Raw genomic sequence first — 23,480 nt, forward strand, 5'->3', positions numbered from 1 at the left:
GGCGGCTGGGGGTTTGGTCGCTTAGACTTGGAGGATGGCAAATACACCCCGATTCATTCACCTGCGCACCCATTCCGAATATTCGTTGCTGGAAGGCGCGTTGCGGCTGAAAAAGCTGCCCGATCTGTGTAAATCGGCGGGCATGCCTGCGATGGCATTGACCGACACTAACAATATGTTTGCGGCGCTCGAGTTTTCTGTCGCCATGTCGGGGGCGGGTGTCCAGCCGATCATCGGGTGTCAGGTCGATCTGGCCTATGTCGCGGCACAACCGGGGGAAAAGCCGCGCGCGCCTGCCCCTGTGGTGCTTCTGGCGCAGTCCGAAGTCGGGTATGAGCATCTGATGAAGTTGAACTCGTGCCTGTATATCGACAAGGGCGGTGCGCTGCCCGAGGTGACGCTGGACCAGCTTGAGACATTCAGCGCGGGCATCATTTGTCTGACCGGTGGGGCAGGCGGCCCTGTGGGGCAGTTGTTGCAAACCGGGCAGGGGCCCGCCGCCGAGGCGTTGATGAAGCGGTTGCATGGCATGTTCGGCGACCGGTTATATGTCGAATTGCAGCGCCATCCGGGCGAGAATGGCCAGCCCGAAGCCGAGCGGAAGACCGAGCGCGGCTTTGTCGAGATGGCCTATGCGATGGGCATCCCCTTGGTGGCAACCAATGACGTCTATTTCCCGAAAACCACGATGTACGAGGCCCATGACGCGCTGATCTGTATTGCGGACGGGGCCTATGTCGACCAGCAGCAGGACCGCCGCCGCCTGACGGCACAGCATTATTTCAAGTCGCAATCGGAAATGGTGACGCTGTTTGCCGATTTGCCGGAGGCGATCGAGAACACCGTCGAGATCGCAAAACGCTGTGCCTTTATGGCCTATCGCCGTGATCCGATCCTGCCGAAATTTGCCGATAACGAGATTGAAGAACTGAAGCGTCAGGCGCACGAAGGTCTGAAAGACCGTTTGAAGGTAATCCCCCATGCGACCAGCGTCGAGGAATATGAAAAACGGCTGGATTTCGAGCTGGGCATCATTGAGGGCATGGGGTTTCCCGGCTATTTTCTGATCGTTGCGGATTTTATCAAATGGGCCAAGGATCAGGACATTCCTGTCGGGCCGGGCCGTGGGTCGGGTGCGGGGTCGCTGGTGGCCTATGCGCTGACCATCACCGACCTTGATCCGCTTCGGTATCAATTGCTGTTTGAACGCTTCCTGAACCCCGAACGCGTATCGATGCCCGACTTTGACATCGACTTTTGCATGGATCGCCGCGAAGAGGTGATCCAATATGTGCAGCGCAAATACGGGCGCGACAAGGTGGGGCAGATCATCACCTTTGGTGCGCTGTTGTCCAAGGCGGCGGTGCGGGACATCGGGCGCGTTTTGCAAATGCCCTATGGTCAGGTGGACCGTTTGTCCAAGATGATCCCGGTCGAAGGGGTCAAACCCGTCAGCATCGAAAAGGCATTGGCAGACGAGCCGCGCCTGCGCGAAGAGGCCCGCAACGAAGAGGTTGTCGCCCGGTTGCTGGATTACGGTCAGCAGGTCGAGGGGTTGCTCCGCAACGCATCAACCCACGCGGCGGGTGTTGTGATTGGTGACAGGCCGCTGGACCAGCTTGTGCCGCTGTACCAGGATCCGCGGTCCGACATGCCCGCAACGCAGTTCAACATGAAATGGGTGGAACAGGCCGGTCTGGTCAAGTTCGACTTTCTCGGCCTGAAAACCCTGACCGTCATCCAGAATGCGGTGGACCAGATCAAGGCATCGGGCCGCCATCTGCATATTGCCGCTGACGGGACCGAATTGTTCGAGCCGCCGGAAGGGTTGATCGACGATATTGCCACCGTCCCGCTGGATGACGAAGCTTCCTACAAGCTATACGCCAGCGCCAAGACCGTGGCGGTGTTTCAGGTGGAATCCAGCGGCATGATGGATGCCCTGAAACGGATGAAACCGACCTGTATCGAGGATATCGTGGCTCTTGTGGCGCTGTACCGCCCCGGCCCGATGGAGAACATCCCGACCTATTGCGAGGTCAAGAACGGGATCAAGGAACGCGAATCCGTACATCCGTCGATTGACCATATCCTTGAGGAAACCCAAGGCATCATCGTTTACCAAGAACAGGTTATGCAGATCGCGCAGGTCATGGCGGGCTATAGCCTTGGTGGCGCTGACCTGTTGCGCCGTGCGATGGGTAAAAAGATTGCCGAAGAAATGGCCAAGGAACGCCCCAAGTTCGAAAAGGGTGCCATGGCCAATGGGGTGGACAAGAAAAAAGCGTCGGAAGTCTTCGACCTTTTGGAAAAATTCGCCAACTACGGTTTCAACAAATCCCACGCCGCCGCCTATGCCGTGGTCAGCTATCAGACCGCCTGGCTCAAGGCGAACCATCCGGTCGAGTTCATGGCCGGTGTGATGAACTGCGATGTCCACCTGACCGACAAGCTGGCGGTGTATTTCGAGGAAGTGCGCAAGCGGCTGGAACTGCCATGGGTGCCGCCCTGCGTGAACCGCTCTGATGCGACGTTCAAGGTCGTTGACGGCGCGCTGGTCTATGCGCTGGGCGCGTTGAAAAACGTGGGCGTCGAGGCGATGAAACTGATCACGACGGGCCGCATGGTTGAAGGGGTGGACCGCCCCTTTGCCACGCTGTTTGATCTGGCGCGGCGGGTTGATCTGAAACGGGTCGGCAAGCGGCCGCTGGAAATGCTGGCCCGGTCGGGTGCGTTTGACCAGTTGGACAGCAACCGCCGTCGGGTCTGGAACGCGCTGGACGGGTTGGTGAGCTATTCCGCCGCCATCCACGAGCAAAAGGCCAGCAATCAGGTGTCGCTTTTTGGCGAGGCGGGCGATGATCTGCCCGAACCGCGCATCCTGCCCTGCGATGACTGGGAGGCGGCAGAACGCCTGACCGAAGAATTCAAGGCCGTGGGGTTCTATCTGTCCGGTCACCCGCTGGACGATTACATGGGGCCGATGAAACGCAAGGCAGGCAACGGCGGCGTGCCCTTCCTGACGTTGGACGAGTTAACGGAAAAAGTGTCGATCAAGGGCGCGATGAACGCGCGTCTGGCCGGGATTGTGGCGGGGCGGCAGGAACGCAAATCGGCGCGCGGCAACCGCTTTGCCTTTGCGCAACTGTCCGATCCGACCGGTGCCTATGAGGTCACGCTGTTCTCGGACACGCTGGAGCTGGCGCGCGATCATCTGGAGACCGGATCAAAGGTTGTCATCACGGTCGAGGCGACAATGGAAAGCGACCAGTTGAAACTGCTGGGCCGGTCTGTCGCGCCGATTGACGCGGTTGTGGCTGATGCCGGCAATATGGGTCTGCGCATTTTTGTGGACGAGGCGATTGCCATTCAAGCCGTCGCAGAGGTTCTGGCCGGTGCGCGGGCCGCGGGGAAATCTTCTGGCAAGGGGCCGATCCAGCTGTGTCTGATGGATCCGACACTGCCCGGTGAGGTCGAGGTGGATTTATGCGCCGAATATCCGGTCACACCCAAGATCAAAGGCGCGATCCGGTCCCTGAGCGGGGTTCTGGAAGTCGAGGAAATCTAGCCCTGCGGGGGGCCGTTCTAGTTCCCCGCTGAAGCCCGCTCAGTAACTGATCAGCATTAGTAATGCGGCGGACGTTCATTTCCGATCACGATACCTTCGTTGCCAGCCGCTTCGCGTTCGCCTTCGCGCTGCATCAACATGTGGACGCGGCGGGTCAGCGTGGCGATCTCGGATTCCTGACGGGCAACGACATCTGACAGATCATCGACGCTGCGGATAAGATGGGCCATTTGTTCTTCGATCTTGTCCATGATGTGATCCTTACCATTCGGTTGATCTGCAGATAGGGGAGGGTGCCCCCCTTGGCAACCGGCAGGGGGCTGTCTGCCCCCTGACCCCCGAGGATATTTGAAAGCCAGAGAAGGGGCGGCTACGCGAAGGGGAAAGACGCGTGGTTTACTTGCTCTTGTCGGGGGGGTGGGGTAGATGCGAGGCGCAAAGTTCAGCCCGCAGGATGTGATCCCATGGCCAAGCCAAAGAAGACCCCCCGCCCCAAGGCCGAAACGCCAAAAGGCTTTCGTGACTATTTCGGTGCCGAAGTAACGCAGCGCGCCGAGATGCTGCGCAAGATCGCCGGGGTCTATCATCGTTACGGGTTTGATGCTTTGGAGAGTTCGGGCGTTGAGACGGTCGAGGCCTTGGGCAAGTTTTTGCCCGATGTGGACCGCCCCAATGAAGGGGTCTTTGCGTGGCAGGAAGATGCAGATGCGGACAAGCCCGGTGACTGGCTGGCGTTGCGGTATGACCTGACTGCGCCGCTGGCGCGGGTCTATGCGCAGCATCGCAATGATTTGCCGACGCCTTACCGCCGTTATGCGATGGGGCCTGTGTGGCGCAACGAAAAGCCCGGTCCGGGGCGGTTCCGGCAGTTCTACCAATGTGACGCGGATACGGTTGGCGCGCCTTCGGTTGCGGCCGATGCCGAGATTTGCGCGATGCTGGCGGATTGCCTTGAGGAAGTCGGGATCGAGCGTGGCGATTACATCGTGCGCGTGAACAACCGCAAGGTGCTGAACGGGGTGATGGAAGTGGCAGGCGTGCTTGATCCGTCAGACCCCGACAAGTTTGCATCCGAGCGCGGGATCGTTTTGCGCGCGATCGACAAGCTGGACCGGCTGGGGCTGGACGGCGTGCGCGCATTGCTCGGCGCGGGGCGCAAAGACGACAGTGGTGATTTTACTGACGGTGCCGGTCTGACGGATGCTCAGGCCGATGTGGTCATGGGGTTCATGCAGGCCAAGCGCGCGACCGGTGCGGAAACTGTGGCGCGGTTGCGTGAGCTGGTTGCAGGATCAGCCGTTGGCCTGCAAGGTGTCGAAGAGCTGGAGACCATTGCCGATCTGATGGCGGCGGGTGGCTATGGCCCCGACCGGGTCGAGATTGACCCGTCTGTCGTGCGCGGGCTTGGCTATTACACCGGACCTGTGTTCGAGGCCGAACTGACCTTTGAGATCAAGGACGACAAGGGGCGCGTGCGTAACTTTGGCTCTGTTGCGGGGGGCGGGCGTTATGACGATCTGGTCAAGCGCTTTACCGGTCAGGAAGTCCCCGCAACCGGCGTGTCGATTGGCGTGGATCGTCTCTTGGCCGCGCTGCATGCAAAGGGGCGGTTGACCAGCGATACTGTCGGCCCCGTTGTCGTGACAGTGATGGATAAGGCGCGCATGGCCGACTATCAGGCGATGGTCGCAGAACTGCGTCAGGCGGGTATCCGCGCCGAGGTGTATCTGGGCAACCCCAAGAACTTTGGCAACCAGCTGAAATACGCAGATCGTCGGGGCAGCCCTGTGGCGGTGATTGCGGGCGGTGACGAGTTCGACAGCGGGATGATCCAGATCAAGGATCTGATCCTCGGGGCGAAAATCGCCGAAAACGCGACCCTTGAGGAATGGAAAGACCGCCCCAGCCAATATGAGGTGCCACGCGCCGATCTGGTCGCCAAAGTGCGCGAAATACTGGAGCTGAACCGCTGATGCCGACCCGATCCGAGACGCTTGCCAAGGCGGCAATGTTGCGTGCCATGTTCGAGGCGCAGGGGGCTTTGGTGGTGGAACCCCCGATCCTGCAACCTGCTGAAACGCTGCTGGACCTGTACGGCGAAGACATCCGGGCGCGTGCCTATGTGACATCGGACGCCCTGCGCGGCGAACAGATGCTGCGGCCCGACTATACCGTGCCTGTGGTGCAGATGCACATGGCGCATGGGGCAGATTCCGCGCGCTATACCTATGCGGGCGAAGTGTTTCGCCGTCAGGAACATGACCCTGCGCGGGCCAATGAATTTATCCAGGTGGGCTACGAAGTATTCGATCGGGCCGATCCGGCAGCAGCCGATGCCGAGGTGTTCGCGCTGATCTCAGAAGCGTTGCGCGGGCTGCCGGTGACAGCAGTGACCGGCGATATCGGTATTCTGATGGCCGCCGTCAAAGGCCTGGAGACGACGCAGCGTCGCAAGGACGCGTTGATGCGACACATCTGGCGGCCGCGGCGGTTCCGCAGCCTGCTGGACAGGTATTCTGGCAAGACGCCCGTGCCGGCGACGCGTGCGGCTTTGCTGGATGGAACAGTAAAGAACGAAGCCCCGATGATCGGGTTGCGCAGCACACAAGAAATCGAGGCGCGGATCGAAGCCCTGCGCGAAGATGCCCTGACGCCGGCTTTGTCGGGTGAACAGGTGTCGCTGATCGCGGCCCTGCTGGATGTACGCGAAATGATGCCAAATGCCCTCAGCCGACTGCATGATATTGCGGTCGACCTGCCAGCGATCGCAGAAGCAGTGAATTTGGTGGTCGCGCGGGCGGAGGCATTGGCCGCGCGTGGCATTGATACGGATGTGCTGGCCTTTGAGGGCAGCTTTGGCCGTTCTTCAATGGAATATTATGACGGGTTCGTCTTCGGGTTCCGTGCCGATATGCGGCCCGATCTGCCAGCAGTTGCCAGCGGCGGGCGCTATGATGCGCTGACCAAACGACTGGGGCAGGGCGATGAAATACCGGCTGTTGGCGGGGTGATGCGCCCGGGGCTGATGCTGGAACTGGAGGCAAAGCAATGACGATCAAGCTTGGCGTGCCGTCCAAAGGCCGGTTGATGGAAAAGACATTCGAATGGTTTGCGGCGCGCGGCATAACCTTGCAGCGCACCGGTTCGGATCGTGAATATGCAGCGGCGGTTGGCGGTATCGAGGGCGTATCGCTGATGTTGCTGTCGGCAGGGGAAATCCCGCGCGAACTGGCGGCAGGGCGCATCCACCTTGGGGTTACAGGCACCGACCTGATCGAGGAGAAACTGGCCCTGTGGGATCAACTGGTCGTGCCCGTGGAAGAGCTTGCCTTTGGTCACGCCGATTTGATTGTCGCGGTTCCCGCGGCCTGGTCCGATGTGGATACGTTGGATGATCTGGATGCCGCTGCCGCCGCGTTTCGCGCCACACATGGGTTCCGTCTGCGCATTGCCACGAAATACCACCGCCTGGTGCGTGAATTCCTGCGCGGGGCCGGGGTCGCGGACTATGCGCTGGTCGACAGCCAGGGGGCCACGGAAGGCACCGTGAAAAACGAAACGGCCGAGGCGATCGCAGATATTACCTCAAGCGGCGAAACCTTGCGGGCCAACCATCTGAAAATCCTGTCGGACGGTTTGATCCTGAAATCGCAAGCGACACTTTGGCGCAGCCGCACGGCGGATATGGATGATAAAGAGCGCCGTACTCTTGCGGCTTTGCTAGAAAAACTAGCCTAGACCAAAGGCCGCGCTTACGCGCGATTATATTATTTATTTTGCCTCCGGCGGGAGTTTAGGGGGCAAAATGAAATATGAAGACCTACGCCTATTTTCATTTTGCCAAATAAACTCAAATTCCGACAGCGCTGCATGGGGTGGCGATGAGGTTTAGAGCACGCCGATTTCGGCCAGGGCGCGGTTTAATTCGACCGGCAGCGGTTCTTCCTCTTCGCGACCTTTTGGCAAATCGGCGGGTGCGTCGGCCGGGCTTAGGTAGCGCCAGCCCTGGAAGGGGCGTTTGAGGCTGGATTGGACGCGCACGATCGTTGGGTCCATCACCACCGCACATCGGCGGATTCCGTCTTCTCCGACATGTTCGTCCAGCCGGATAATTTTCTGCCGGCATTGAATGACACCTTTGATGACCCAGAAAACCGAGCCGCCATTCGTCAATTCGGCTTCGCGTTTCGGCCACATGCGGGTGACATGGCGGGGCTGGCCTTCTGGCGTTTGCGCGCGCTTTGTCTGCTGCCATGCTTCGAGGTCGTCGATATTTTCGGTGCCCACCGACAATTTCAAGATGTTTACGTACTTATCCACAGAATCCCTCCGGCTCACCACGACATAAGGTAGCGCATCTAAGACGGCCTTCAAACTGTTGTGCTTTGGCGCTTGTTTGAGGTAAGGTAGAATCCTTCCCAAAAAGCTCCGAGGAACCGAGTATGTCACGATTCGCCACCCCTATCGCCGAACAGATCTGGGATATGAAATACAGGTTCAAGGATGCCGGTGGCACGCCCAAGGACGTCACGGTCGAGGATACATGGCGGCGCATCGCGCGGGATCTGGCGCAGGTAGAAAAGCAGCCGGATGTTTGGGAGAACACGTTTTTCGAAGCGTTGGAAGATTTCAAGTTTCTGCCGGCGGGTCGCATTACAGCGGGGGCGGGTACTGCGCGTCGCGTGACGTTGTTCAACTGTTTCGTCATGGGCACTGTACCTGACAGCATGGGCGGCATTTTCGACATGCTGAAAGAGGCCGCGCTGACCATGCAGCAAGGTGGCGGGATCGGGTATGATTTCTCGACAATCAGGCCCAAGGGTGCGGATGTGCTTGGGGTATCTGCCGATGCCTCGGGGCCGCTGTCGTTTATGGATGTGTGGGATGCGATGTGCCGCACGATCATGTCAGCCGGGTCGCGCCGTGGTGCGATGATGGCCACGATGCGCTGCGATCACCCCGATGTTGAGGCCTTTATCGCGGCCAAATCAGACCCTGCCCGTTTGCGGATGTTCAATATGTCGGTTTTGATTACCGACCCGTTCATGGATGCGGTCAAGGCTGACAAAGCCTGGGATCTTGTGTTTGATGGCAAGGTTTACCGCACTGTTCAGGCGCGTGATCTGTGGAACCGGATCATGAAGGCCACGTATGAATTCGCTGAGCCCGGTGTGATCTTCATTGACCGGATCAACGCGGCGAACAACCTGAGCTATTGCGAGACCATCGCGGCAACCAACCCGTGCGGCGAGCAGCCTTTGCCGCCTTATGGGGCCTGCCTTTTGGGGTCGATCAACATGGCGCGGATGGTTGCGGACCCGTTTGGCGAAGCGGCCCATCTGGATGTTGATGCCCTGGACAAGCTGGTCGCAACCGCTGTGCGGATGATGGATAACGTCGTGGACGTATCGCAATTTCCGCTGGACGCGCAGCGGGCCGAAGCCAAAGCCAAGCGGCGGATCGGTCTGGGTGTCACCGGTTTGGCCGATGCGTTGTTGATGGTTGGCTTGCGCTATGGATCGGACGAGGCAGCCGCCCAGACCGAGGCCTGGTTGAAGGCGATTGCGCGGGCCGCATATCTGGCGTCGGTTGATCTGGCCAAGGAAAAGGGTGCGTTTCCGTTGTTCGATGCTGAGGCCTATCTGGCCTCTGGCACCATGCAGCAGATGGACGATGACGTGCGCGATGCCATCAAGGAAAACGGCATTCGCAACGCGTTGCTGACGTCGATCGCGCCTACGGGAACCATCAGTTTGTATGCGGGCAACGTCAGTTCCGGTATCGAACCGGTGTTTGCCTATGCCTACACCCGCAAGGTGTTGCAAAAAGACGGTAGCCGTACCGAAGAGGAAGTCGTTGATTACGCTGTTCAGATGTGGCGTGATTTGAAGGGCGATGCAGAATTGCCCGACTATTTTGTGAATGCGCAGACATTGGCCCCTCTGGACCACGTCAAGATGCAGGCCGCCGCCCAGAAATGGGTGGACAGCAGCATTTCCAAGACGATCAACTGCCCCGAAGACATCAGTTTTGACGCGTTCAAAGACGTGTATATGGCCGCATGGGATCAGGGCTGCAAAGGCTGCACCACCTATCGCCCCAATGATGTGACCGGATCCGTTCTGTCGGTATCCGAGAGCACCAACAGCGCCCCCGGCGAAACCGCAGCCCAGGCGATGCCGCAGGATGGAGGCGAGGTCGTTTACATGTCCGAGCCGCTGGACCGCCCGGAGGAGCTGGAAGGGTCGACCTATAAAATCAAATGGCCCGACAGCGAGCATGCGCTTTACATCACGATCAACGATGTTGTTATCGGCGGTCATCGCCGCCCGTTCGAGGTCTTTATTAACTCGAAAAACATGGAGCATTTTGCCTGGACCGTCGCATTGACGCGCATGATCTCGGCAGTGTTCCGGCGTGGCGGGGATGTGTCCTTTGTTGTTGAAGAACTGAAGGCGGTGTTCGACCCAAGAGGCGGTGCATGGATGGGCGGCAAATACATCCCGTCAATGCTTGCCGCGATTGGTGGGGTGATCGAACAACACCTGATCTCGACCGGCTTTATCGCAGGCGAAGGGCAGGGGCTGAAATCAGACCCGAGCGCCCAAATCGTGGGCCTCAACGCGCCCCGCGGCAAAGCATGCAGCAGCTGCGGACAATACGATCTGCGCATGGTTGAGGGGTGCATGACCTGTGGCAGCTGCGGTCACAGTAAATGCGGGTAATCTGTTAGATTGAAGTGGAAGCCGGAAAAAGGTGAAGCGTTCACAAAAGAAACATAAAAGCGTGCGCAAAACTTGATGTGAGCCTGAAGCTGGCTTCAAAGCACATTGAGATCTGATGTGATTAAACGGAAAAGGCGGAGCTCGATGCTCCGCCTTTTGTAATGTGCAGGGTTTGATTTTTTTCTCCCACGTCTCTCGACCGTTGAGGACCATGCACGCAAGGCAGCGTCGATCTCGTAGAGCGGGACAACGTTGCCGTACTCAACGCCGTGCAGTAAACACGGAACGATCCCGGCATTTTTCAATAGCGCTGCGGAACTCCGCCATCATATGCCTGAGGGTTCCTAAAGTATCCTCAATCTGAAGCCTGACGGCAAGCAAGCAAGCACCAGTTTCAGATTGTACACTAGGGCGGGGAGCGGCTGTTCGCTGCGTGCCGTTTGGGGGGCAGCGTTGTGGGGCGTAGCACCGGGGGAGAGCGGGAGAATACCTTGGTATCGTGGAACGTCCCCTGCCATTTTTTGTCTTTTCCCTACATTAGTAGGACGAAAAGTGCGTGCAGGGCCATGTAGATGACGACCAGAGAACCGATGGTATAGAAGGTAGCCCGGACTTCGTGGGTCTGCCGTGTCGAATAAGCGACGAAATGTGCCGCGCGGGCCGCGACGAACCCGTAAATCAGAAATTGCGCAAGGATGAGCGGGGGATTGGCCAGCACGAAGAGCAATCCGGCGATCCAGAATGCCGGGATGTTTTCGAGGTCATTCCGATGCATACGGCGTGAGCGATCAACATAGTCATTGACCTCAAGCTGGGAGGGGTCCGGGTTTCTATTGATCGGGCCGGCTTTTAGGTCTTCCGGGCTGGCAAGGCCTGAGTTGCTCCGAAGCATCCGGTAGACGGTCATCCATCCTTGCCCCATCACCTTTAGGACCAACAAGGCCGACGCAATGGCGTAGGTTACAAAGATCGGGTTCTCAAAGTTGATTGTCTGCATCGTTGAATTTCCCCTCGAGCCGTCCGGTCCACACCGTATGCCCTTTTAGTTAATGTCCATTTACTTACCAATGGTAAGTCTATATCCTACCATTGGTAAGCAGTCAACATTTTCAGGTATTCTGGATGAAATCGGACGAGAAGATCCTCAAAGCCGCTCAGGCCCTTTTGGCCTCGGATGGGTTCGGGGCAGTCACTTTTGACGCGATCGCGCGCGCTCTGGGGGTGTCAAAACAGGCCGTGCTTTATTGGTATCCGTCCAAACAAGAGCTTCTTGCTGCAATGCTTGGCCCTTGGTTGGCAGCGGAGGCGGACGTCGCGGCGGCCGCCGTTGCCGGAAAAACCACGCCAAACGCTGCCATCTCGGCCTTTGTCGAGGCCGTGGCGGCGTTCCATTTGGGCGATTTGGATCGGTTCCGAATGATGTATCTGGCACCGCAGACCTTGAAGGCCGGTATGCAGGGCCCGCTGGAAACGGAAGCACTTGATCGGGTGCATGCCACGACGAACCGAATGTATGGCGCGCTGGCGGACCGCCTTGAAGGAGATCCGCTACGCGCTCGCCAGCATGCAGCATCAATCCATGCTGCGGTCTTGGGACTTGCTCTGATGTTTGGGCTCGCGGACGGAATCAAAGACCCGTTGAAACATTCGGAGAAGGATCTTATCGCCGCCCTTGTGGCGAGGATGACCGATCCCGAGCCGTGAAGCCTATGCAGATTGGGCTCTGAACTGCCGTTTGCTGCTGGAGCCACCAAGGTCCGCTTCGGGCCGTTCGTGTCGATCGACATCAAGGGCGGAAACCGGGTATTTGCTGCGCAGGCGAAAAGAACTCACACAGGGCTCCGGACCAGACAATCGCGGCATATGCTTCCGTGCCATTAGACTTGCGTTACAGATCAAGGGGCAAGGTGGCAGCGATCAAGTAAGACCATGATCAGAATTGTCTCACACCCTGCTAGCGCCTGCTGAGAGTTCTCATCATGAACAGAATCCAGATCGATGAGATTGCAGCCATGAAACACCAGATCGAAGTGAATGCATAGTCAGCGAAGGCGAAGCCAACGATGACGGAAAGGGCAATAATCACCCCAAAAAACCGGATTTGTTTTTCAGACGAAGCGAGCAGAGGCAGGCAAACGATACTGGCGTAGGTGATCCGCATGACGCTGTACGGCGCGATGCCTTCCCAGATCAGTCTCGAGTTGTAGTCAATAGAGTACTTTACGACCCTAAGCGGCACCCACTCTGGGTTGAACAGCAAAGGCACGAAAAGAGATATCCCCAGAAGCAGCCCCAAGGCACTCAGCGCCAAAAAAGCCGTTTTTCGATTTCTGCGCGGTTCAATAAGAAAGGCTGCAAAAGGGACCAAGAACGGCCAGACGAGGTAGGCAAAAAACAAGAACCCCAAGGCATATATATGTGAGTGCGCAGAATCCGATTGCCCGATCTCGATCCAAAGACTGCCTTCCAAAATTTGTTGGATACCAAAAAAGAGAGGGAAAATTGCGAACCCCAGATACCGCCGGTCCGTCTTCAAGGCCGTGCTGATGGTATATGCGGCCACTGGTAGTAATAAAGCCGCTGTTGTGAAGCTGGCGGTCGCAGAAAAACACATGCTTGATGTCCCCAAAGGCGTTGATCTTCAGCAGGTGCTCGAAACCCGTCGGCAAACCATGCCATGAGGGTAGCCCATCTTATTGAGCCATATCAAACCATTTCGAATGGCCTCTCTTTGGCCTTGGGCGTGATATATATGAACCGCTGTCGCGCGAAGGGACTGCTGAGGCTTGGATGGTGAGCTTCGATGCCTCGCTTGTGTCGTGAGTGACCACCCATTGTTGAACACAACGCATAGATACTCCGAGGTGGAGAAAATAGGCACTCGTTCGTGACGCGTTATCGAAACCAGTTTTTCAGGTAACAATCCAGACATTTTAAGATCCAAGAGAAGCTCGTCTTCAATCAACATTTGGATGCAGGCAACTGATTATTTCGTCCGTGTTGATTTAGCTCAAGCCCCAGGGCAGCCAGGTCTCTTACGGTTAAAAAAGAGGTCATTAATTGGAGTTGAAGATGGTTCTTTTGAAAACGGGGAGTTGGGTATTGGTTGCGGATGGCCAAAAAGCCCTTTTTCTACGCAACGACGGTGATACGAAAAACTATGATTTGCGCGTGGTCTGGCATCAGGAGACGGAAAATCCGCCCAGCATTGCTCAAGGCAGTGACCGCGCTGGTCGCGCAAACTCTGTTCCCGGAATGCGCCGCGCTGCATTGCAGGATACCGACTGGCACCAGTTGTCCGAAGACAACTATGTAAAAGAGATCGCAGAAATTCTTGACCGTGCCGCGCATGATGGCGCTTTTGACGAGATCGTGATCGTGGCACCGCCGAAGGCGCTTGGTGATCTACGGGTGGAAATCAACCCAAATGCCGTGAAGAAGGTGATCGCCGAAATACCAAAGACCCTGACAAATCATCCGATCGAGAAAATCGAAAGCCTGCTGAAGTCCGAGCTTGAAAGGATGTAAAGGTGTTGCCAATGCAGTCTTGACGCATATTCGGTTGGAACATTTCTCGGTCATCATGAACGGCAGGGTGCAGGCTCTCTGCATCTGCGCGCCTAGACCAGCACTCTCCGTTCAGGACCCGTGACCGACCAGCATCCGTTTGGCCTAGACATAAAGACGTTTGAATGGCTGACCTGAAAAACTAGCTATTTGTGAAGCAAGGGATGGGCGTTCCACACGACCCGCAGTTTGCATTTACCATCCAACCGAAGGAGTTACACATTGCTTAAGTTAAGAAGATTTATGTCCTTGTTGTTCGGCTTTCTGTTGACGATGAATCTGGGGCTATTGGCGACAAACAGTGCAGCCCAAGACATTTTCCCGGAAAAGCACGGGCAAGTATTGGGCTATAACGATGTAAAGGAACTCACATCAGCAGGACCGCTAACGTTTCCGGGCCTCGGACGGTCAAACTACAGCGAAAATGGGTCCTACAGCTTTACTGACGAGACAAAATCGATCACTCGTTTCGGCGCATTTCATATCAGGGAAGATGGTAGGGTCTGTATCGACTTCTCCCAAAGTGAACGGCACCGCTGCGACACTTTCTTGCGGAAAGATGGTTTGGTCTTTCTGCTCACCGAAGAAGGTGATCGTTTCCCGGTATTCTTCACTCTAGGAGGACATTAGGTCGGTTAATCTTCGTCGAAGAAGGTGAGTGCCGACGTAGGCATCCAAGTTTAGCGGGTTGCGAAAGCATGCTTGATAATTCTCGAACTGCGGTATCGCCGCATCAGGCCCGTTTGTCCGCTGACCGATGCTTCATCCAACAAAATGCTGCAAAGCGAGGTGTTTCATCAATTCCCGGCGTTCGGGTTGGATCGTTTCCCGCATGAAAAGGCGTCAGCCGATCCGCGTTTTCAGATAGGCGACCGCAAGCGCCAGAGTGGCGATTTTCGGATAGTCGGTTTCAGGAATATCAACGCCAAGCCGTTTATGAAGCGCCGAAACCAAATTTAGAAAATCCATCGAGTCGAGTTCCAGATCGTCTTGCAGGTGATCCCCGTCGCCAACGTCGCTTGGGGCGATGTCCGGCGCGATCTGGGTCAGTTCCTCAAGGATTGCTTTGCGAATGTCAGCGTCGGTCATAGGGTCTCCGGGGTTTGCAGTGCCGTGTTGATGGCGGCCAGAAATTTGGCACCGCGACGTCCGTCGCTGACACGGTGGTCGGCAGACAGCGTCACGGTAACAGTCATGCGCGGCACGATGGCGTCGCCCACAATCCATGGCCGGGCCACCGGTGCGCCAAAGCCGACAATGGCGACTTGCGGCGGATAGATGACAGCGGCCATCGCATCGGCACCGGTATCGCCCATAGCCGAGATGGTGATGGTGCCATCGGTCATTTCCGAAGACCGAAGCCGCCCGCTGCGCACCCGCGCGACCAGATCCCGCATCCGGGTCATCAGATCATCAAGCGGCAGGGTTTCGGCATCATGCAAGGCAGGTGCCACAAGCCCGCCCTGGCGCAGCGCCACCGCCACGCCAGCGTGAACGGCTTTGGCGGGGTGAAAGCCGTCGGCGTCGTAATGGCCGTTCATCTGCGGCACTTGCGCGGCGGCAATAGACACGGCCTTGACGAAAAGCGCCCCCATCAAAAGACGGGCATCGGGCGGGCGCGTTGCATTGGTGGCGGTAAGCCAGTCACTGGCGGCTTGCAGGTCGATGGTCTGGGTCAGGTAATAATGCGGGATTTCGCGTTTTGATCGTGCCATGGCGTTGGCAATGGCCGTGCGCATCGCGGCCATATCGAGCCCCGGCTTGGCGCTGCTGCTAACGGGGGCTGCCTTGACCGCAGCAGGTTCTGCGGCCTCTACATCGGCCAATACAATGGCACGATTGGGTCCGGTGCCGACAAGCGCCCCAAGGTCGATCCCGCGCTCGGCAGCACGGACCCGCGCGGCGGGAGAAGCGGCCGGGATTTCGCCAGTGGTCACCTCGGAGGGCGTCGCACCCATCGGAGCAGAGGTCGGCGGCGGCGCTTCGGTTGGCGGGGCTGGAGTTTCAGCTTCCCGCTTTGCGTGTTTCTTGGGGTCAGCGGCGGGCCGTGCCGCGCTTGCACTGCCTTTTGCAGGCGTGCGCAACGTTGCCAAGGGGGCACCGACATCCAGCGTAGCACCGATTTCTGCATCAAGCGTTTCTACAATCCCCTCCTCGAAACACTCGATTTCGATTGCGCCTTTCTGGGTTTCGACCACCGCGACCACATCGCCCCGATGGACGGTATCGCCAGCTTTGATCATCCATTCGACCAAGGTGCCCGCTTCCATGTCGGCACCAAGCGAGGGCATGGTAAAAATGCTCATCGGGTCACTCTTTGCCCATCGCCGCACGCGCGGCGGCAACGATACCGGCAACCTGCGGTATCGCGGCTTGTTCCAGATGTGCGGCATAGGGAATTGGCACTTCGGCCGAACACACCCGCCCCACCGGGGCATCAAGCCGCCAAAAGGCCCCTTCGGTGATCCGGGCCGATACCTCGGCGGCAAGCGAGCCTGTGCGCCACCCTTCATCCACCACCACTGCGCGGCGGGTGCGCGCGACCGAGGCAAGGATGGTTTCCTCGTCAAGCGGGCGCAAGCTGCGCAGGTCTATCACCTCTGCGTCGATGCCTTCTTTGGCCAGTTGCTCTGCGGCCTCAAGCGTCTTGAAAAGCGACCCGCCATAGGTAATCAACGATACATCCTTGCCGGGCCTGCGGATCGCGGCCTTGTCAATATCGACAGCACCGGCCGTCACAGGAATATGGCCCGTCCTGTTGTACAGCATGACGTTTTCAAAGATCAGAACGGGGTCTGGATCAGCGAGGGCTGTCAGCAGCATGCCGCGTGCATCTTCCAGCGTTGCGGGTGCCAGCACCTTCAGCCCCGGAATATGCGCATACCAGCCTTCCAGCGAATGGGAGTGCTGTGCGGCCAGTTGTTTGCCCGCGCCGGTCGCCATGCGGATCACGATGGGGCAGCCGAACTGGCCCCCCGACATGTGCCGGATCGTGGCGGCGGTGTTCAGGATCTGATCCAGCGCCAGCATCGAGAAATTCACGGTCATCAGTTCAACGATCGGTCGCATGCCCGCCGCCGCCGCACCGATCCCCGCGCCGGTAAAACCCGATTCAGACAGCGGCGTGTCGCGAATGCGGTCCGCGCCGAATTCAGCCATCAACCCTTTCGAGACGGCGTAACAGCCACCATAGGCACCAACATCCTCGCCCATCAGGAACACGCGATCATCGTCAGTCATCGCCTGACGTATCGCCTGTTTGATAGCCTCGCGGTAGGTCGTCTCGACCATGTCGCCCGCAGGGGCCGGTGTGGCGGGCGGTGTCGGCTGGGTCTCGGCCATGACATGTTTGGTCAGGGTCTCGACCGGCTCCCACGCGCCGGCCTCAGCGAATGCCACCGCCTCGGCAATCTCGGCGTCAATCTCGGCGGTCATTTCCGCGATATCCGCCTCGTGGATCAGGTTGTTTTCAAGCAACCAGTTCTGGAACCGGACGATCGGCCCCTTTTCCCGCCACTCCGCTACCTCGGCCTTGTCGCGATACAGCTGCGCGTCGAACATGGAATGCGGGCGAAAGCGGTAGGTGCGCGCCTCCAGCAGAAACGGGCGACCGGTTTCGCGTATACTTGCCACCGCGCGGCGGGCCGCAGCCTCGACGGCGACGACATCCATGCCATCGACCGCTTCGCTCTCAATGCCATAGGCAGCGGCCTTGGCGTGAATGTCGGTCTGCGCTTGCGTGCGCGCCAAGGCCGATCCCATCGCATAGCCGTTGTTCTCGCAGACCCAAAGCACCGGCAAATCCCAAAGCTCCGACAGGTTCATCGCCTCGTGAAACTCGCCCTCGGCCACAGCACCTTCGCCAAAGAAACAGGCGGTGACGTTCTTTTCGCCCATCATCCGGTCCGCCAGACCAAGACCGGCAGCCAGCGGCATGCCGCCGCCGACGATTGCATTCCCGCCATAGAAGTTGGCAGCCGCGTCGAACAGATGCATCGACCCGCCACGCCCGCCCGAACAGCCGTTCGCCTTGCCGTACATCTCGGCCAGGATCGGCCCCATTGCGATGCCGCGTGCCAAGGCATGCCCGTGCTCGCGATAGGTGGCAACGATACGGTCACTGGCCCCCAGCACCGGGATCACCCCCATCGCCACCGCTTCCTCGCCATCATAAAGATGCAGAAAGCCGCGAATTTTCTCATGGGTGTACAGCTCGGCGCATTTTTCCTCAAAGCGGCGGATACGGATCATGCCGCGCAGCAGGTCTTGGACATGGTCCCGACTAAGATGTGGTTTTGTCGCGCTTTTCATTTTTCATCCGCCTCCAATGTGGAAATGTCGCCTTCCGGCAGGCCAAGTTCGCGCGCCTTGAGAAGACGGCGCATGATCTTGCCCGATCGGGTCTTGGGAAGCTCTTTGCGAAAGACGATTTCGCGGGGTGCCACGGCAGCGCCAAGCCGTTTGCGCGCAAAGCCCCGGATTTCCCGCTCAAGCGTCTCGGACGGCTCGAAACCGGGGTTCAGCGCGACATAGGCTTTCACGACCTCGCCGGCGGTGTCGTCGGGGATGCCGATGATGGCGGCCTCGGCGATTGCTTCATGCTCGATCAGCGCGCTTTCGACCTCGAACGGGCCGATCAGATGGCCCGACGATTTGATCAGGTCATCGGCGCGGCCGACAAACCAGAAATACCCGTCCTTGTCCTGCAGGGCGAGGTCACCCGACAGATACCACCCCCCGACAAAGCATTTGTCAAAGCGCGCCTGTTCGTTGAGATAGGCGCGCATCATCGACGGCCAGCCGGGGCGCAGCGCCAATTCGCCAATTTCGCCCGGTTTGCATTCTCGCACGGTACCATCTTGAACACTGACAATCCCGGCCTCGATGCCGGGCAGGGGTTTGCCCATCGAGCCGGGATAGATGTCCATGTCGGCGGTATTGGCGATCATGATGCCACCGGTTTCGGTCTGCCACCAATTGTCATGGAACGGCGTGCCGAACACGTCTTGGCCCCAGACCACCCCTTCGGGGTTCAACGGTTCACCAACGCTGGCGATAAATCTTAACTTGCTGAAATCATAGTTCTTTGCGGCGTCCTTGCCCGCCCGCATCAACATGCGGATCGCGGTGGGCGCGGTGTACCAGACCTGCACGCCTTCGTCCTGCAAGATGGCGTACCAGCGTTCCAGATCGAATTCGGCCTCGTTGACGATCATCGTCACCCGGTTCACCAAGGGCGCGATGATGCCATAGGACGTGCCCGTGACCCAGCCGGGATCGGCGGTGCACCAGTAGATATCACCCGGTTTGAGGTCGAGCGCAAAGCGCCCCGTCGCTGCATGGGCCACAACCGCGCCATGCACATGAACCGCGCCTTTGGGCTTGCCCGTTGTGCCAGAGGTGAAGTGGATCAGCGCCATATCCTCCGCCGTGGTTCTAACGGTGTCAAAACTGTCGGCGGCACGCGCCATCGCGGGGCGCAAGGCCACACAGGTGTCGGCCACAGCGCCATCGCCCAGAGTCAGCACCAGTTTCAACGAAGCAAGCTCGTCGCGCCAAGGGGCGACTTTCTTGCGATAGAGCGCATCCGTGGTGACCAGAACATTGCCCTCGCCGATCTCCATCCGCGACCTGATCGGTTCGGGGCCGAATGCAGCAAACAGCGGGGTGAATGTCATGCCCGCCTTCAACGTGCCAAGGGCCGCCGCATAAAGCTCGGGCACCCGCCCCATCAGGGCAAAGACACGGGCACCGGGCTGCAACCCATGCTCGGCCAGCACGTTTGCGAAACGTGCCGCATCTGCGGCCAGCGCTGCATAGGTGATGTCGCGCCGGTCGCCGTCCTTGCCGAGCCAGCGGATCGCGATCTGATCGCCATGGCCGGCAGCGACATGGCGGTCAACCGCCTCGTGCGCAATGTTCAACCCGCCGCCCGGCAGCCCGTCCAACAGCTTGCGCGCGTCGTCCCAGCCGAACTCTGCGCGCACCGTTTGGGTCAGGTTCGCGGCGGCGCGCGTTGCATCGTCTTTGCGTATGATCGGCCATTTCATGAAAACACTCCCATATGGGGAGCTTATCTTTTCCGGGGAAATGATAACTTGACTTAAATCAACAGCATCGGGCGCAGGGGCAAGCCGCGCGCGGGGCGTCGTTTCTGACTCCGCCTCGAACGGACCCTTTTTGCGCATTCTGAAAGTGCACGCCATCCCCCCTGTCGGGCGCAGGCTGGCCTTGGGTGGCATGGTGCATTGCGTTACTCTGGACGGTCAAACCTGATCCCGAAAATCGCCACATCCACTGTCGTCTTTCTGGCCAAACGGCGAGACCCAAAGCACGGCTTCAAAACCGCAGGCTTAACTCTTGCTCAGCGCGCTTTGTCACGCTTGGCAAAGGCCGAACGCCACAGGTCGATGAATTGTTTGCGGCGATGTTTGTCGCCCGCGACCAACAAGGTCGGCTCGATCGAAATGCCGCGCTCGGCGCTTTCGGGCAGCGTGGCACCGTCGGTTTCCGCATAAAACAGGTTGCGCGCCTTCAAAAGGTTTTGCCCGCGCGTCGACAGCATGAAATCGAGCAACCGCGCCGCGGCTTGCTTTTCCGGCCCGTCCTTCGGGATCATGTAGGCCCGAGATAGAAACAACGTGTAATCCTGCGGGTGGATGACGCCGATATTGTCAAAGGTCGCACTGTCTACGTAGGACCCCAAAACGTTATAGGCGATCAGGTAATCGCCCCTGGAAACCCGATTGATAATTTCCCACGAGCAGCAGGTCGCAACTGCGTCAGTACGTGCAAACCCCTCCAGAAGTGCGCCGAAGGTCGATGCTTCGAGGCTGTCCATAAAGGCGAAAAGATAGCCAAGGCCCGAAGCCTCGATGTTATAGGTGGCGATTTTCCCGCGGTACATCGACGTCGGACGGCGCATCAGGTCCAGCAGTGCAAACCGCGATTTTGGCACGTCCTTGGCGGGAACCAGATCGGTGTTATAGATCATGACCGCGGGCTCTTTGGTGATCCCCCAAAGCTCGTCCCGCCAACGCCGCGCGGCGGGCAGGGCGGTGGTTTGTTCAGAACGGTACGCGCTGGCGCAGGCCCGGTTCACCAGATCAATCATCTGATGCACGCCCGACGAAAACACCGCACTGGCCGAGGGCACTTTGCCTGCGCAGGCCGCCAGACTGTTCTCGAACAGCGCGTTCGACCCCCATTGCTCGTAAGTCACCGCAATATCGGGGTTTTGCAGGACAAACGCTTCGATGATGGGGCGCAAGACGTCCAGATCGGTGGTGGAACGCAGAACAAGCGTGATGTCCACCTGCGAGCCCGGCGCGGTTATGCGCTCTATTTCCTCTTGCGAGGCAAGGGCGGTCGGCAAAAGCAGCACGACCTGCAAGGCGGCCCAAAGCAAACTATTGCGCATCCTTGCCTCCCATCGCTGGAAAGGCCATCGTCACCCTGAACCCGCCCTCATGTTGCCCGATATGCATGCTGCCGTGAAAGGCTTCGGCGACCGAGCTCACGATTGAAAGGCCCAAGCCCGCGCTGGTGCCCTTTGAGGCCGCGAAACGTTCAAACCGCGCACCGATCTGCGCCAACATTTCAGGCGATGGGCCAGGCCCCGCATCGGCAACCCAGATTTCAGCAGTTTTGCCCTTGCCCGTCACCCCGACGCGGATCGGGGATGTGCCGTGTTTCAGCGCATTGGTCAGCATGTTCTTTACGGCTTCGCGCAGCGAGATTTCATCGGCAAAGACCATCACTTCATCCCCGTCGATACACAGTTCGACAATCGCATGGGGCGACAGGACCATGTGATCCTCCAGCTCGACCACATGCAGGGCAATATCGCGCAAATCGACAGGTTCGGGTGGGGAGTTATCGGTGCGGTGGATCACCATTGCCCGCGACAGCATCTGATCAAGCAGACTGCCCAGGGACCGCGTGCGTTTCAGCAGCCGTTCCAGCCCCTGTTGCTGCTCTGCCAAGGCACCGTGGTCTGCCACCAATTCCGCATGGGCGCGAATTGCCGCGACGGGGGTGCGCAGCTGGTGGGCGGCATCCGAGATCAGGTTGCGCATCGCGCCAACCTGGCGGTCAAGGCGGCGCATGAACTGGTTCATCGCTGCAATCGCGACCGTCACCTCGGCGGGGCCCTTGATCGGCATGGGCGTGAGGTCGTACGGGTCGCGCTTAAGCAGTTCGGAGGCCATATGCTCCAACGGGCGCATGGTTGAACGGATCACGAAAAACGCACAGATCATCAGGATCACCCCCGCGATCCCCACGCCCATAAGCGCGGTTCTTGTCAATTCTATCGCCATTGCGTTGCGCGCCCTAAGCGTGTGACCCACGGTGAAATACACAGTGCCGGAGTAGTCGCGCTCGGCGAAGCGGCGCGCGACAGTGGCAAACCGCGCGGCATCACTGTGCAGCATGGCATCGAACAGAACCTGATCACCGCTTTTGCTGGCTATCGGTGCCGTGTCATAGCCGGTCAGCAATGTTCCGTCCGCTTCGCGCACCGCATAGGAAATCCGGTCGTCCAAGGCCAGCGACAGCAGCGAAAACGCTGATACCGGTAAATCCACCACGGGTGCGCCGTTCACGATTTTGGTGGATTCCGCGATGTCCTGGGCGGCACCGACCAGCAAACGGTCATAGGATTGCCGTGCCGCCTGTTTGCCATAGGCCAGCGCGGCGATGGCCACGATCACCCCGCCCGCCGCCAGCAGGGCCAAGACCCCCAGCATGACCCGCGACATCAGCGATGTGCGAAACGGCACCGCCACACGTGCCCCGCTTTCAGTCACTTTCAATAATCCGGTACCCCATGCCGCGCTGCGTCTCGATCACGGCACCCGAGCCTGCAATCTTGCGGCGCAACCGCCCGATATAAAGCTCGATCGCGTTCAGCCCGACATCGACCTCATCAAAAGAATAGATACCCTCGTAAAGGCGTTCCTTGCTGATGGTTTGCCGCACGTGCCGCAGGAGAACCCCCAAAAGGGCGGCCTCGCGGCGCGTCAGTTCAAGGCGGTTGCCGGAATGCTCGGCGCTGAGCGTGGCGGGGTAAAATGACAGATCTGCGACCTTTTGCACATCGCTTTTCTGATCGGTCTCGCGGCGCAAAAGGGCGCGCAACCGCGCCTCAAGCTCGCGGTGGTCAAAGGGTTTCACAAGATAGTCGTCGGCCCCCAGATCAAGGGCGCTGACCCGGTCATCGACTGAAAAGCGTGCGGTAAGCATCAGCACCGGCGTCCGGTCGCCACGGTTGCGCAGGGTGCACAGCAGATCCGTGCCCAGCCCGTCCGGCAGATTGATATCCAGCACCAACGCATCATAGCGCTGGACAGCCAGATGCGCGTCGGCCTCGGCGATGTTTCCGGCCAGATCACAGGCCATACCCGAACGCGCCAGGCGTGTGACAATGGCTTCTGCCATATCTGTGGCATCTTCGACGATCAGAATTCGCACAGCTGGTTTGCCTCCGATCAAGCATCTGAATTGTCGATTGCCGCCAAGTGACAGGTTCGTGACAGGTTTGTTGGGTACCTCCTTTGCTTAGCCCGCCGGGAGGATTCTGTAAATCGCAGATGGATTGGCGGCGCGACATGTGACCG

19 protein-coding genes are annotated in these 23,480 nt (G+C 58.8%); 8 read left to right on the plus strand and 11 right to left on the minus strand.

Going from position 1 to position 23,480, the window contains the following annotated elements:
- Window positions 1-34: 34 nt before the first annotated feature.
- Complete coding sequence (gene dnaE, locus HGT1_RS01745; RefSeq protein WP_176248247.1) at window positions 35-3,568, plus strand: DNA polymerase III subunit alpha; 3,534 nt, start codon at window positions 35-37, stop codon at window positions 3,566-3,568.
- Between the two features lie 56 nt (window positions 3,569-3,624).
- Here the strand turns inward: dnaE and HGT1_RS01750 are convergent, their stop codons facing one another.
- Entirely contained in the window at window positions 3,625-3,819 is a 195-nt protein-coding gene (locus tag HGT1_RS01750) for a SlyX family protein (protein ID WP_176248248.1), read from the minus strand.
- Window positions 3,820-4,032: 213 nt separating this feature from the next.
- Here HGT1_RS01750 and hisS point away from each other — a divergent pair, with 213 nt between their 5' ends.
- From hisS to hisG, 3 genes are read left to right on the plus strand one after another with little or no spacing between them, the layout of a single operon-like run.
- Window positions 4,033-5,541 carry a histidine--tRNA ligase gene (gene hisS, locus HGT1_RS01755; RefSeq protein ID WP_176248249.1) on the plus strand — a complete coding sequence of 503 codons (1,509 nt, stop codon included), beginning with the start codon at window positions 4,033-4,035 and terminating at the stop codon, window positions 5,539-5,541.
- The gene (locus HGT1_RS01760) at window positions 5,541-6,620 is read left to right on the plus strand and encodes an ATP phosphoribosyltransferase regulatory subunit (RefSeq protein ID WP_176248250.1); all 1,080 of its coding nucleotides are present in this window, start codon (window positions 5,541-5,543) and stop codon (window positions 6,618-6,620) included. The genes hisS and HGT1_RS01760 overlap by 1 nt, the downstream gene beginning before the upstream one ends.
- On the plus strand, window positions 6,617-7,306 hold the full coding sequence (gene hisG / locus HGT1_RS01765; RefSeq protein WP_176248251.1) for an ATP phosphoribosyltransferase: 690 nt from the start codon (window positions 6,617-6,619) through the stop codon (window positions 7,304-7,306). Before HGT1_RS01760 ends, hisG begins: the two co-directional genes overlap by 4 nt.
- Window positions 7,307-7,456: 150 nt before the next feature.
- On the opposite strand, the gene HGT1_RS01770 is transcribed toward hisG, so the two are convergent.
- On the minus strand, window positions 7,457-7,888 hold the full coding sequence (locus HGT1_RS01770; protein ID WP_176248336.1) for a DUF1489 family protein: 432 nt from the start codon (window positions 7,886-7,888) through the stop codon (window positions 7,457-7,459).
- A gap of 122 nt (window positions 7,889-8,010) precedes the next feature.
- Between HGT1_RS01770 and HGT1_RS01775 the strand changes: the two genes are divergently transcribed.
- Window positions 8,011-10,293, plus strand: coding sequence for an adenosylcobalamin-dependent ribonucleoside-diphosphate reductase (locus HGT1_RS01775; protein ID WP_176248252.1), 2,283 nt, complete (start codon window positions 8,011-8,013; stop codon window positions 10,291-10,293).
- Between the two features lie 532 nt (window positions 10,294-10,825).
- On the opposite strand, the gene HGT1_RS01780 is transcribed toward HGT1_RS01775, so the two are convergent.
- A complete protein-coding gene (locus HGT1_RS01780; protein WP_176248253.1) occupies window positions 10,826-11,290 on the minus strand; it encodes an MAPEG family protein in 465 nt (154 codons plus the stop codon).
- A gap of 125 nt (window positions 11,291-11,415) precedes the next feature.
- On the opposite strand from HGT1_RS01780, the gene HGT1_RS01785 reads away from it, so the two are divergent.
- Entirely contained in the window at window positions 11,416-11,997 is a 582-nt protein-coding gene (locus HGT1_RS01785; protein WP_176248254.1) for a TetR/AcrR family transcriptional regulator, read from the plus strand.
- Window positions 11,998-12,247: 250 nt separating this feature from the next.
- Here the strand turns inward: HGT1_RS01785 and HGT1_RS01790 are convergent, their stop codons facing one another.
- Window positions 12,248-12,907, minus strand: a complete 660-nt coding sequence (locus tag HGT1_RS01790; protein ID WP_176248255.1) for a DUF6629 family protein — start codon at window positions 12,905-12,907, stop codon at window positions 12,248-12,250.
- A 458-nt stretch (window positions 12,908-13,365) separates the two neighbouring features.
- Here HGT1_RS01790 and HGT1_RS01795 point away from each other — a divergent pair, with 458 nt between their 5' ends.
- Window positions 13,366-13,821: a host attachment protein gene (locus HGT1_RS01795; protein ID WP_176248256.1), complete on the plus strand. Its 456-nt coding sequence runs from the start codon at window positions 13,366-13,368 to the stop codon at window positions 13,819-13,821.
- Between the two features lie 261 nt (window positions 13,822-14,082).
- A complete protein-coding gene (locus tag HGT1_RS01800; protein WP_176248257.1) occupies window positions 14,083-14,490 on the plus strand; it encodes a hypothetical protein in 408 nt (135 codons plus the stop codon).
- Between the two features lie 213 nt (window positions 14,491-14,703).
- Here the strand turns inward: HGT1_RS01800 and HGT1_RS01805 are convergent, their stop codons facing one another.
- The 7 genes from HGT1_RS01805 to HGT1_RS01835 form a co-directional block, all read right to left on the minus strand.
- The gene (locus tag HGT1_RS01805) at window positions 14,704-14,949 is read right to left on the minus strand and encodes an acyl carrier protein (protein WP_176248258.1); all 246 of its coding nucleotides are present in this window, start codon (window positions 14,947-14,949) and stop codon (window positions 14,704-14,706) included.
- Complete coding sequence (locus HGT1_RS01810) at window positions 14,946-16,166, minus strand: dihydrolipoamide acetyltransferase family protein (protein ID WP_176248259.1); 1,221 nt, start codon at window positions 16,164-16,166, stop codon at window positions 14,946-14,948. The genes HGT1_RS01805 and HGT1_RS01810 overlap by 4 nt, the downstream gene beginning before the upstream one ends.
- A 4-nt stretch (window positions 16,167-16,170) precedes the next feature.
- Window positions 16,171-18,171, minus strand: a complete 2,001-nt coding sequence (pdhA, locus tag HGT1_RS01815; protein WP_176248260.1) for a pyruvate dehydrogenase (acetyl-transferring) E1 component subunit alpha — start codon at window positions 18,169-18,171, stop codon at window positions 16,171-16,173.
- Window positions 18,168-19,910 carry an acetate--CoA ligase gene (gene acsA, locus HGT1_RS01820; protein ID WP_176248261.1) on the minus strand — a complete coding sequence of 581 codons (1,743 nt, stop codon included), beginning with the start codon at window positions 19,908-19,910 and terminating at the stop codon, window positions 18,168-18,170. Before acsA ends, pdhA begins: the two co-directional genes overlap by 4 nt.
- A gap of 314 nt (window positions 19,911-20,224) precedes the next feature.
- A complete protein-coding gene (locus tag HGT1_RS01825; RefSeq protein ID WP_176248262.1) occupies window positions 20,225-21,280 on the minus strand; it encodes an ABC transporter substrate-binding protein in 1,056 nt (351 codons plus the stop codon).
- A complete protein-coding gene (locus HGT1_RS01830) occupies window positions 21,270-22,670 on the minus strand; it encodes a sensor histidine kinase (RefSeq protein ID WP_308791270.1) in 1,401 nt (466 codons plus the stop codon). The genes HGT1_RS01825 and HGT1_RS01830 overlap by 11 nt, the downstream gene beginning before the upstream one ends.
- On the minus strand, window positions 22,663-23,334 hold the full coding sequence (locus tag HGT1_RS01835) for a response regulator transcription factor (RefSeq protein ID WP_176248263.1): 672 nt from the start codon (window positions 23,332-23,334) through the stop codon (window positions 22,663-22,665). Before HGT1_RS01835 ends, HGT1_RS01830 begins: the two co-directional genes overlap by 8 nt.
- Between the last annotated feature and the right edge of the window lie 146 nt (window positions 23,335-23,480).

It is taken from the genome of Sulfitobacter sp. HGT1 (assembly GCF_013282155.1).
Classification (GTDB): Bacteria; Pseudomonadota; Alphaproteobacteria; order Rhodobacterales; family Rhodobacteraceae; genus Sulfitobacter.

Excerpts from the sequence above, each read along its gene's own strand:
- HGT1_RS01760 (WP_176248250.1), top strand. The coding sequence starts at position 5,541 with ATGCCGACCCGATCCGAGACGCTTGCCAAGGCGGCAATGTTGCGTGCC.
- HGT1_RS01790 (WP_176248255.1), bottom strand. The coding sequence starts at position 12,907 with ATGTGTTTTTCTGCGACCGCCAGCTTCACAACAGCGGCTTTATTACTA.
- dnaE (WP_176248247.1), top strand. The coding sequence starts at position 35 with ATGGCAAATACACCCCGATTCATTCACCTGCGCACCCATTCCGAATAT.
- HGT1_RS01810 (WP_176248259.1), bottom strand. The coding sequence starts at position 16,166 with ATGAGCATTTTTACCATGCCCTCGCTTGGTGCCGACATGGAAGCGGGC.
- acsA (WP_176248261.1), bottom strand. The coding sequence starts at position 19,910 with ATGAAATGGCCGATCATACGCAAAGACGATGCAACGCGCGCCGCCGCG.
- pdhA (WP_176248260.1), bottom strand. The coding sequence starts at position 18,171 with ATGAAAAGCGCGACAAAACCACATCTTAGTCGGGACCATGTCCAAGAC.
- HGT1_RS01805 (WP_176248258.1), bottom strand. The coding sequence starts at position 14,949 with ATGACCGACGCTGACATTCGCAAAGCAATCCTTGAGGAACTGACCCAG.
- hisG (WP_176248251.1), top strand. The coding sequence starts at position 6,617 with ATGACGATCAAGCTTGGCGTGCCGTCCAAAGGCCGGTTGATGGAAAAG.
- HGT1_RS01785 (WP_176248254.1), top strand. The coding sequence starts at position 11,416 with ATGAAATCGGACGAGAAGATCCTCAAAGCCGCTCAGGCCCTTTTGGCC.
- HGT1_RS01750 (WP_176248248.1), bottom strand. The coding sequence starts at position 3,819 with ATGGACAAGATCGAAGAACAAATGGCCCATCTTATCCGCAGCGTCGAT.
- HGT1_RS01795 (WP_176248256.1), top strand. The coding sequence starts at position 13,366 with ATGGTTCTTTTGAAAACGGGGAGTTGGGTATTGGTTGCGGATGGCCAA.
- HGT1_RS01775 (WP_176248252.1), top strand. The coding sequence starts at position 8,011 with ATGTCACGATTCGCCACCCCTATCGCCGAACAGATCTGGGATATGAAA.
- HGT1_RS01825 (WP_176248262.1), bottom strand. The coding sequence starts at position 21,280 with ATGCGCAATAGTTTGCTTTGGGCCGCCTTGCAGGTCGTGCTGCTTTTG.
- hisS (WP_176248249.1), top strand. The coding sequence starts at position 4,033 with ATGGCCAAGCCAAAGAAGACCCCCCGCCCCAAGGCCGAAACGCCAAAA.
- HGT1_RS01780 (WP_176248253.1), bottom strand. The coding sequence starts at position 11,290 with ATGCAGACAATCAACTTTGAGAACCCGATCTTTGTAACCTACGCCATT.